At 72.4% G+C, this 9,333-nt stretch carries 10 protein-coding genes and 1 pseudogene; 6 read left to right on the plus strand and 5 right to left on the minus strand.

Annotation, left to right across the window (positions count from 1 at the left end; translation table 11 throughout):
* From AB0B89_RS32315 to rimP, 4 genes are all read right to left on the minus strand, one after another.
* Positions 1-1,356, minus strand: a 1,356-nt coding sequence (locus AB0B89_RS32315; RefSeq protein WP_358560358.1) for a translation initiation factor IF-2 N-terminal domain-containing protein, incomplete at its 3' end; no start/stop codon positions are given.
* 151 nt (positions 1,357-1,507) lie between these two features.
* Positions 1,508-1,819, minus strand: a complete 312-nt coding sequence (locus tag AB0B89_RS32320) for a YlxR family protein (RefSeq protein WP_358560360.1) — start codon at positions 1,817-1,819, stop codon at positions 1,508-1,510.
* Positions 1,785-2,786, minus strand: a complete 1,002-nt coding sequence (nusA, locus tag AB0B89_RS32325) for a transcription termination factor NusA (protein WP_358560362.1) — start codon at positions 2,784-2,786, stop codon at positions 1,785-1,787. The genes AB0B89_RS32320 and nusA overlap by 35 nt, the downstream gene beginning before the upstream one ends.
* Before the next feature lie 23 nt (positions 2,787-2,809).
* Positions 2,810-3,331, minus strand: coding sequence for a ribosome maturation factor RimP (rimP, locus tag AB0B89_RS32330; protein WP_358560364.1), 522 nt, complete (start codon positions 3,329-3,331; stop codon positions 2,810-2,812).
* A 185-nt stretch (positions 3,332-3,516) separates the two neighbouring features.
* Here rimP and AB0B89_RS32335 point away from each other — a divergent pair, with 185 nt between their 5' ends.
* The 3 genes from AB0B89_RS32335 to AB0B89_RS32345 all read left to right on the plus strand — a co-directional run bounded on the left by AB0B89_RS32335 (position 3,517) and on the right by AB0B89_RS32345 (position 4,761).
* Positions 3,517-4,017 carry a twin-arginine translocation signal domain-containing protein gene (locus tag AB0B89_RS32335; protein WP_358560366.1) on the plus strand — a complete coding sequence of 167 codons (501 nt, stop codon included), beginning with the start codon at positions 3,517-3,519 and terminating at the stop codon, positions 4,015-4,017.
* Positions 4,014-4,490, plus strand: coding sequence for a ferritin-like domain-containing protein (locus AB0B89_RS32340; protein WP_358560368.1), 477 nt, complete (start codon positions 4,014-4,016; stop codon positions 4,488-4,490). The genes AB0B89_RS32335 and AB0B89_RS32340 overlap by 4 nt, the downstream gene beginning before the upstream one ends.
* Before the next feature lie 79 nt (positions 4,491-4,569).
* Positions 4,570-4,761, plus strand: a complete 192-nt coding sequence (locus AB0B89_RS32345; RefSeq protein ID WP_358560370.1) for a DUF4236 domain-containing protein — start codon at positions 4,570-4,572, stop codon at positions 4,759-4,761.
* Positions 4,762-4,892: 131 nt separating this feature from the next.
* On the opposite strand, the gene AB0B89_RS32350 is transcribed toward AB0B89_RS32345, so the two are convergent.
* Positions 4,893-6,656, minus strand: coding sequence for a proline--tRNA ligase (locus AB0B89_RS32350; RefSeq protein ID WP_358560372.1), 1,764 nt, complete (start codon positions 6,654-6,656; stop codon positions 4,893-4,895).
* A 130-nt stretch (positions 6,657-6,786) separates the two neighbouring features.
* Between AB0B89_RS32350 and AB0B89_RS32355 the strand changes: the two genes are divergently transcribed.
* The 3 genes and pseudogenes from AB0B89_RS32355 to AB0B89_RS32365 form a co-directional block, all read left to right on the plus strand.
* Entirely contained in the window at positions 6,787-7,860 is a 1,074-nt protein-coding gene (locus AB0B89_RS32355; protein WP_358560374.1) for an acyl-CoA dehydrogenase family protein, read from the plus strand.
* A 125-nt stretch (positions 7,861-7,985) separates the two neighbouring features.
* Positions 7,986-9,053 carry an LLM class flavin-dependent oxidoreductase gene (locus tag AB0B89_RS32360; RefSeq protein ID WP_358560376.1) on the plus strand — a complete coding sequence of 356 codons (1,068 nt, stop codon included), beginning with the start codon at positions 7,986-7,988 and terminating at the stop codon, positions 9,051-9,053.
* Positions 9,050-9,333, plus strand: a pseudogene (locus tag AB0B89_RS32365) (hypothetical protein); the annotation flags it as partial. The gene AB0B89_RS32360 and the pseudogene AB0B89_RS32365, both read left to right, overlap by 4 nt.

A 9,333-nucleotide genomic window follows, 5' to 3' on the forward strand; every position in this document is an offset into this window, starting at 1 on the left:
GTAGTTGTCGAGGATGTCGAGGATGCCGGCGATCGGGATGAGGACGTCGTCGTCACCGATCACGGGCTCGCCGGGACGGCCACCGGTGCCCGTGCGGGGACCGCTGAAGCCGCCGCCGCCACCGGGACGACCGGCGCCACCGCCGCCGCCACCGGGACGACCGCCACCGCCGCCACCGCCGGGACGGCCACCGCCGCCACCGGGACGACCGCCGCCGCCACCGCCGCCACCCTGACCGGGACCGGACGGGCGCGAGGGCATCATCATCGGGTTGGGACGCGGACCACCGGGACGGGGGCCTCCCGCACCGGGGCCGGGACGCGGGCCCGCCGAACCGGGACCCGGACGCGGACCGGCCGCTCCGGGAGGACCGGAACGGGCGCCCGGAGGACGCGGCATCGCGCCGTCGCGGGGACCGCCGCCCTCACGGCGGGGCTCGCGCGGACCGGCGCCTTCACGGCGCGGCTCGCGGGGACCGCCTTCACGAGGGGCGCCGTCACGGGTGGGAGGAGCCCCACCGTCACGTGGCGGACGCGCCGGGCGCTGGCCCATGCCGCTCGCGTTGGAGGAGAAGGGGTTGTTACCCGGACGCGGGCCGCGCGGACCCGGCTTCGGGCCTCCGGGACGAGGAGCGCCGCCGGACGCCGGAGCGCCGGAACGCGGACCCGCCGGAGCACCACCCGGCGCGCCGCCGCCGGGGGCGGAGGGCGCCGCGGGGCGCTGGGCCGGACCGGGCCGGGGACCCGGCCTCGCGCCGGGACCTGGCCGCGAGCCCGGCGCCGACTGGCGCGAGGCGTCGGAACGGGGCGCCTCGGACCGGGGCGCGTCCTGACGAGGGGCGTCGGTGCGAGGAGCCTCGAACCGGGGCGCCTCCGAACGCGGGACCTCGGGACGCGCGGCCGGGCGAGCCGCCTCGGGACGGGCCACCTCAGGGGCGGCCTCGGCGCGAGCGGCCTCGGGACGCGGCGCCGCCGGGCGGGGAGCCTCCTGCGGAGGCTGGCTGACATGGGGCATCGGAACGGGCGGACGGGGCGCGACGTTCGCGGGACCCGGTCGCGGACCCGGCTTCGGGCCGGGGCCCGGCCGCGGAGCCTGCTGACCAGGTGCCGGCGCACCGTTGCCGGCCGGGCTCTGCGCCGGCCGGGGAGACGCCTTCGACGGCGCCCTGGACGACCTGTCGCCGCCCCTGGAATCGGACGGCCCCTTGAGGGCCTCCGTGAGCTTGCGGACCACCGGCGCTTCTATCGTTGAAGACGCCGATCGAACGAACTCGCCCATTTCTTGGAGCTTGGCCATCACGACCTTGCTCTCGACTCCGAACTCCTTGGCGAGCTCGTAGACTCGGACCTTCGCCACTGCACTCCCTAACTCGGCCCGGGAGGCTGTGCCGCCGGACCGTCGCTACCTAGACGTACTCATCGCCGCATGCTCATCAGGCGCTCATCGCTATCTGACCCGCCCATCGACTCGGCGTCCTACATGACAGTTGGTAACCATTCACCCGGTCCTACTCGACGTCAAGCCCCGCGAGAGAAGCTCGCAGGCACGCCATGTCGAGCGATCCCGCGACGCGAAACGAGCGCGGAAACACCCGGCGACGTTCGGCGAGCTCCAGGCAGCTCAGTGCCGGATGCACATAAGCACCCCGGCCCTGCAGCCGTCCTCGCTGGTCGGGAACGATCTCGCCCTCGACCACCACCAGGCGGAGCAGCTCGGACTTTACCGTGCGAACCCGGCAGCCCACACACGTTCTCAGCGGGGCCGCCCGGCCACCGTATTCAAGCTTACCTTGTGGAGGCATCGGCAGGACCGACCGCATCCCCCGTCGCCGTCGCCTGGGTATCGGGACGGATGTCGATGCGCCACCCGGTGAGGCGAGCGGCGAGGCGGGCGTTCTGCCCCTCTTTGCCGATCGCGAGCGAAAGCTGGTAGTCAGGCACGGTCACCCGCGCCACGCGACCCTCCAGATCGATGACCTCCACATGCGAAACCCGCGCGGGAGACAGGGCATTCCCGACGAAATCGGCTGGGTCGTCGGACCAGTCGATAATGTCGATCTTCTCGCCGTGCAGCTCGGTCATCACGTTGCGCACCCGCGACCCCATCGGGCCGATGCAGGCTCCCTTGGCGTTGACGCCGCCCCTGCGGGACCGCACCGCGATCTTGGTGCGGTGACCGGCCTCGCGGGCGATCGCGGCGATCTCCACCGTGCCGTCGGCGATCTCGGGGACCTCCAGGGCGAAGAGCTTCTTCACCAGGTTCGGGTGGGTGCGGGACAGCGTGACCGACGGCCCCTTGTGCCCCTTCTTCACCTGGACGACGTAGCAGCGCAGCCGCTCGCCGTGGATGTACTCCTCACCGGGGACCTGCTCGTTGTGCGGCAGGATCGCCTCGATCTTGCCGAGGTCGACCAGCACCACCCGAGGGTCCTTGCCCTGCTGGATGACGCCGGCGACCAGCTCACCCTCGCGGCTGGCGAACTCGCCGAAGTTGATCTCGTCTTCCGCGTCCCTCAGCTGCTGAAGGATCACCTGCTTCGCCGTGGTCGCGGCGATGCGGCTGAAGTTGCCAGGGGTGTCGTCGTACTCCCTGATCACCTGGCCCTCGTCGTCGAGCTCCGCGGCGTAGATCATCACGTGCCCGGAGGCTCGGTCGAGCTCCGCGCGCGCCTTGGAGGAGGCCCCCTCGGTGCGGAAGTACGCGATCAGCAACGCATCCTCGATGGCCTTGACGACCAGGTCGAAGGAGATGTCCTTCTCCCGCTCCAGGCTGCGCAGGACGCTCATGTCAATGTCCACAAGGCTCCCCCCTAGCCCTCGTCGCCGTCGTCGGCGTCTTCTTCATGGTCAAGCACGTCTTCGTCTTCGTCGTCGAGCCGGCGGAACTCCACCTGCACCCGGCCCTTGCTCAGCTCTTCCCACGCCAGCAGGCGTGGCTCGGGCGCGTCCGAGAGCTCGACACCGGCGTCGCCGACGGCCAGGACGCGGCCCTCCAGCGAGCTGCCGTCGCGCAGGTCGGCCTTCACCAGGCGCCCCTTGGCGCGCCGCCAGTGCCGGGGCTCGGTCAGCGGGCGGTCGACCCCGGGGGAGGTCACCTCCAGGACGTACGGGCTGCCGCCCATGACGTCGCTGTCGTCGAGCGCCTGCGACACCACCTGGCTGATGTCGGCGACCTTGTCGAGGCTCACCCCGTCGTCGCCGTCCACGATGACGCGCAGGAGCCTCCGCTTGCCGGCGGGAGTGACCGTGACATCCTCAAGGTCGAGACCCTCCGCCGCGGCGACGGGCTCCAGAAGCTTTATCAGGCGGTCACGTCGAGCGTCGGCGCCCATGCTGACCTCCCAGTTGAATTATCGGCCATCTCGCGAGAGGGCCGAAGGCGTACCTCGCCCAACGGTTCACCAGCCTATCGACACCGGGGCACGGAAAGAGCGTCACTCGGTTACCCACCCGGCGACGCGCCGTACGATGCTATGTGCCAAGCCAGGAAAAGCCGTCATCCACGGGAGGCCACACCGTGCGTCAGCAGGCCCTGACCCGGCGCGCGGTGCTGCGTGGCACCGCCGCCGGTGCGGTCGCCGTGGCCGTCGCCGGTTGCTCGGCGCGGGAGACCCCGCCGCCGGCGCCCAAGCCGCCCGACCCCGAGACCGTGCTGCTCACCGGCGTCATCGCCGACAAGGAGCGCATGGTCGCGCTCTACCGGCAGGCCGTGCTCTCGGGCGGCAAGATGGCCGCCGTGCTCGGGCCCTTCCAGCAGCGCCACGAGGTCCACCTGGCGGAGCTGCGGCGCCGCCTGCCCCCGAGCCCCGCGCCCGCCTCGCCGACCCCCTCGGCGGCGGCCGGCTCCCCGCCCGCCGCCGCCAGGGTCTCGGTCGGCCGGTTGCGCGAGCTGGAGCGCAAGGCGGCGGCCGCCCGGCCCCGCCAGATCGCGAACGTCTCCCCGGCCCTGGCGCAACTCCTCGCCTGCATCGGCGCCTGCGAGGCCGCGCACGCGGTGGCACTGGCGAGGGCGACATGACCGACGCGCTCCAGGGGCTCAACAAGGTGCTCGACGCCGAGCACGCCGCCGTGTACGCCTACGGCGTCGTGGGCGCCCGCACCAGCGGCGGCCAGCGGTCGTCGGCGTCCGCCGGCTTCAACGCCCACCGGGCCAGGCGCGACCAGATCCGCCAGCTGATCACGGCCAGGGGCGGCACGCCGTCGGAGTCCGGCGCGGCGTACGAGCTGCCCTTCCCCGTCGCCGCGGCCGCCGACGCGGCCCGGCTCGCAGCGCTGGTGGAAGACCGCGTCACCGCCGCCTACCTTGAGCTGACCGCCGTGGAGGACACCGCGCTGCGGCGGCTCGCCGCCATGGCCATGCAGGAGTGCGCGGTCAGGGGGTACGGCTGGCGCCCGGCGATCGCCGCCCTGCCCGGCTGGCCCGCCCCCGCCGCCGGCCCCTCCCCGAAGGGAAGGCCGGGCACCTCGCCGCCGGTTTCCCTTGACCAGTAGGCGATTTCGTCGACACACCGGCGTTTGCGGGTGGTGTCCCGGGTAGTTGCTCGTCCATCGGAAGAGCACGGAGGGACACATGGGCTGGAGTTACCGTAAGTCGATCAAGATGGGGCCGTTCAGGCTCAACCTTTCGCGGAGCGGTGTCGGGCACAGCTACGGCGGACGTGGCTTCCGTGTCACGAAGGGCGCCGACGGGCGGCGCACCATCACCGTCAACCTGCCGGGCGGCTTCCACTGGCGCAAGACGATGGGCAGCGCGCGCGACTAGACGAGTTCGCGTACGACGCCGAGAGCGCGTGCCGTACGGCCTGAGCCTGGAACGGCACGTGAAAGGGGGGCTCGCCACCCCGGGCCGAGAGGCGGCGAGCCCCCCTCACCATGCGTGGGGGACGCGGAGGGTCAGGGGCGGCCGGGCAGCGGGTCGGCGCTCACCGCGGCGAGCACGCTCTCGGTGGCCTCGGCGAGCGGGACCTCCTCCTTGACACCGGTCCTGCGGTCGCGCAGCTCCACGACGCCCTGGGCGAGCCCCCGGCCGACGATCAGGATCGTCGGGACGCCCAGCAGCTCGGCGTCCTTGAACTTCACGCCCGGCGACACCCCGGCGCGGTCGTCGACGAGGACGCGCAGACCCTTGGCCTCCAGCTCCTCGGCGAGCTTCAGCGCCGCCTCGACCTGGTTGTCCTTGCCGGTGCCGACCACGTGCACATCGGCGGGCGCCACCTCCCGGGGCCAGACCAGGCCCAGCTCGTCGTACTTCTGCTCCGCGATCACGGCCACGGCGCGCGAGACGCCCACGCCGTACGAGCCCATGGTGATGCGGATGGGCTTGCCGTCAGGGCCGAGCGCGTCGAGGCCGGCCGCGTCGGCGTACTTGCGGCCGAGCTGGAAGATGTGGCCGATCTCGATGCCACGGTCGATGGACAGGGGGTGGGCGCACCGGGGGCAGACGTCGCCCGCGCGCACCTCGGCGGCCTCGATGGTGCCGTCGGGCTCGAAGTCGCGGCCCACGACGACGTTCGCCGCGTGCTTGCCCTGCTCGTTGGCTCCGGTGACCCAGGCGGAGCCCGCCACGACGCGGGGGTCCACGAGGTAGCGGATGCCCAGCTCCTTGAGGACCTGGGGGCCGATGTAGCCGCGGACCAGGCCGGGGTGCTTGGCGAAGTCGCCCGCCTCGAAGATCTCGGGAACGCCCGGGGCGAGCGCGGCCTCCAGGCGCTTGAAGTCGACCTCACGGTCGCCGGGCACGCCGACGATCACCGTCTCCGACTCGCTGGAGCCGGGCGTGCGCACCTTGACCACGACGTTCTTGAGGGTGTCGGCGGCGGTCACACCGAGCCCGTACCGCTCGTTGACCAGGGAGACCAGGGAGTCGATGGTCGGGGTGCCGGGGGTGTCGAGCACCTTGAGGGCGGGGTGCTCACCGGTCACGGCCGGGAGGGCGGGCGTGACGACGGCCTCGGCGTTGGCGGCATAACCGCAGTTGCGGCAGGCCACGAAGGTGTCCTCACCGGTGGCGCAGGGGGCGAGGAACTCCTCGGAGGCCGAGCCCCCCATGGCGCCCGACATGGCGAAGACGATCTTGTAATCGATGCCGAGCCGGTCGAACAGCTTGATGTAGGCCTCGCGGTGCAACTCGTACGAGCGCTTGAGGCCGTCGTCGTCGAGGTCGAAGGAGTAGGAGTCCTTCATGATGAACTCGCGGCCACGCAGGATTCCGGCCCGGGGACGCGCCTCGTCGCGATACTTCGTCTGGACTTGGTAGAGGATTACCGGATAGTCCTTATAGGAGGAGTACTCCCCCTTGACCATGTCGGTGAACATCTCCTCGTGGGTGGGCCCGAGCAGGTAGTCGGCGCCCTTGCGGTCCTTCAGCCGGAACAGCGTGTCGCCGTACTCGGTCCAGCGGCCGGTGGCCTCGTAGTAGTCGCGGGGCAGCAGCGCGGGGAACAGGACCTCCTGGCCGCCTATGGCGTTCATCTCCTCGCGCACGACGCGGGCGACATTCTCCATGACGATCTTGCCGAGGGGCAGCCATGAGTAGATGCCCGGGGCGACGCGGCGGACATAGCCGGCGCGGACGAGCAGCTTGTGGCTCGGCACTTCCGCGTCCGCCGGATCCTCACGCAGGGTGCGCAGGAACAGGGTGGACATACGCAGCGGCACGGCTACTCCTCGGTCGCGGGGATTGACAGGTATACAGGCTATCGAGTCTCGCGCGGGCGTCGCCCGATTTACGTCCGCGACCCCTGCCCGGCGCCCCCTTGGCCAAGCAATCGCTTGTTAAGCTACCAGCGTGGATCCCACCAAGGAGCAGCACGAGCTGCGCGTCACGGTGCGCGACTTCCTGCGCGACGCGTGCCCACCCGCCCCGGCCTTCACCGGCTCCCCCGAAACGGGCGCCGGGGACGCGCGGGAGCTGTGGAGGAGGTTCGCGGGCGAGCTGGGGGTGGCCGGGCTCACCGTCCCGGAGGAGTACGGCGGGGCGGGATGCGGCATGGCGGAGGTGGCCGTCGTCTGCGAGGAGCTCGGCCGGTCCCTGTCGCCGCTCCCCTACCTGTCGACCGCCGTGCTCGCGGCGGAGGCGGTCAAGGCGAGCGGGGACCGGGAGGCGATGCGCCGCCTGCTGCCGCGGATCGCCGGCGGGTCGGCGACCGCGACGGTCGTGCTGCCGGGCGAGGCCCGCCTGCGGCTCGACGGGCAGCGCCTGCACGGCTCGGTCCCGTACGCGCTCGACGGGGAGGTCGTCCTGGCCTACGTGGGCGGCTCGCTCGTCGAGGCGCGGCCGACGGCGCGCAGGCCGCATGCGACCCTCGACCGCACGCGCCCGCTCGCCGAGCTGGTCTTCGACGGCGCCCCGGCACGGCGGCTCGGGGACGCACGCCCCGCCGCGCGGGTGCGCGACCTCGGCGTGGCCGCGCTCGCCGCCGAGCAGGCGGGCGGAGCGGCGCGCTGCCTGGCCGCCGCCGTGGCCCACGCCAAGAAGCGTCACCAGTTCGGCCGTCCGATCGGCTCCTTCCAGGCGGTCAAGCACAAGCTGGCCGACATGCTGCTCGCGGTGGAGTCGGCGCGGTCCGCCGCGTACGCCGCCGCACGCGCGACCGAGGAGGAGCTGCCCGTGCGCGCGGCCATCGCCGGGTCGTACTGCACCGAGGCCTATCTGGCGGCGGCGGGCGAGAACATCCAGATCCACGGCGGCCTCGGCGTCACCTGGGAGCACGACGCCCATCTGTCCTTCAAGCGCGCCACCTGCGACGCCCAGCTCTTCGGCCCGCCCCAGGCCCACCGCGCGCGCCTCGCCGCGTCGCTCTTCCCTTCGTCGCCGGCAGCCGCGCGCCGGATCGCGACCCGGGTTCCCCGCACCCACTGACCCGCGCCCGCCACGACGCCCCTCGAAGAGGGCACTGCTTGTTGCGGCTCGTCGCGGCTGGTAATCTCGCCAAGCGAGCGCTTGGTTGAATTGGGTTTGGGTCGAGTGGTGGAACGGAGGCGCGGATGACGTCCCTACGGATCAGCCTGGGATACGAACTGGAGGTCCGCGGGCGCACCCGCGAGGTGGAACGGCGGACGTTCGAGAACGTGATCGACCAGGTCGTGCTCGGGGACCGCCTGGGATACGACACCGCGTGGTTCGTGGAGCACCACTTCACCCGGGGCTTCTCCCACTCCTCCGCCCCCGATCTGGTGCTCGCGGCCATCTCCCAGCGCACCGAGCGGATCCATCTCGGCCTCGGGGTGGTGCTGCTGCCCTTCCAGTCCCCCATCCGCACGGCGGAGCGGGTCGCCACCTTGGACCTCCTCAGCAACGGGCGCGTCGAGTTCGGCACGGGCCGGGGCGCGTCGCCGCTCGAATACCAGGCCTTCCAGCGGCCGTTCGAGCAGTCCCGCAAGATCTGGGAGGACTGCCTGGAGGCGGTGCTCGCGATCTGGAACGCCGACGGCGAGCCGATCACCCGCTCCAACGAGTTCTTCGAGATCCCCGACGTCGCGGTCTACCCCCGGCCCACCCAGGTGCCGCATCCCCCGGTCTGGGTCGCGTCGACCTCCCTGGAGGGCTACCTCGCGGCGGCCAAGCACGGGTACCACCTGCTCGGCATGACCATGCTCAAGGGCATCGACGACGTGGCATCGGACATCGCACGGTACAAGGAATGCCTCGCCGACCACGGCTTCGACCCCGCCACCCGCAGGATCGCGCTGATGATCCCGTGGCACGTCGCGCCGACGCGCGAGGAGGCCATCGCGACCGCCGCCGACCCGGTCCTGTGGTACATCCGGCGGCAGGTCAACCTGGTGACGCCGCCCGACTACTACGACGCCCGGCACGCCACCCACAAGGTCCTCGGGCAGCTCGCCGCCGGGCTGCCGCCCGACGAGGCGATGGCGACGCTGCGCGAGCACCTGATGGTCGTCGTGGACGACGTGGAGGGCTCCCGCAAGGCCGTCGCGAGGATCGCCGAGGCGGGGGCCACCGACCTGATCCTCCAGGCGCAGGTGGGCGGCCTCGCCCACGACCGCGTACGCGACTCGATCGAGCTGTTCATGGGGGAGGTCATGCGTTGACGACGACCCGCTGGCTGACCAGGGACGACCTGGGGGCGGCCGCCCGTACGGCCACCGGCCTGCTCCAGGTGGCGCCCGACGCGTCGAGCGCGTGGCCGCTGGACCCCGGTGAGACGGCCGCCGGCGGCCTCACGGCGCGGGCGCTGCGGGCGGCGGGGGTCGGCGACCGCGACCGGATCGTCGTGGGTCTACGGCACCGTTGGCGGCACCTCGCCGTCCCCGACGCCGACCATCACCCCCACCGGCGACCCGGGTGGCGACAAGCTGCTCTCGTACAACA

This window comes from Sphaerisporangium sp. NPDC049002 (assembly GCF_040649355.1).
GTDB lineage: Bacteria > Actinomycetota > Actinomycetes > Streptosporangiales > Streptosporangiaceae > Sphaerisporangium.

What these genes read in the sequence shown, in the direction of transcription:
- AB0B89_RS32345 (WP_358560370.1), top strand. Translation starts at nt 4,570, where the DNA reads ATGGGCTGGAGTTACCGTAAGTCGATCAAGATGGGGCCGTTCAGGCTC.
- nusA (WP_358560362.1), bottom strand. Translation starts at nt 2,786, where the DNA reads ATGAGCGTCCTGCGCAGCCTGGAGCGGGAGAAGGACATCTCCTTCGAC.
- AB0B89_RS32320 (WP_358560360.1), bottom strand. Translation starts at nt 1,819, where the DNA reads ATGCGGTCGGTCCTGCCGATGCCTCCACAAGGTAAGCTTGAATACGGT.
- AB0B89_RS32340 (WP_358560368.1), top strand. Translation starts at nt 4,014, where the DNA reads ATGACCGACGCGCTCCAGGGGCTCAACAAGGTGCTCGACGCCGAGCAC.
- AB0B89_RS32360 (WP_358560376.1), top strand. Translation starts at nt 7,986, where the DNA reads ATGACGTCCCTACGGATCAGCCTGGGATACGAACTGGAGGTCCGCGGG.
- rimP (WP_358560364.1), bottom strand. Translation starts at nt 3,331, where the DNA reads ATGGGCGCCGACGCTCGACGTGACCGCCTGATAAAGCTTCTGGAGCCC.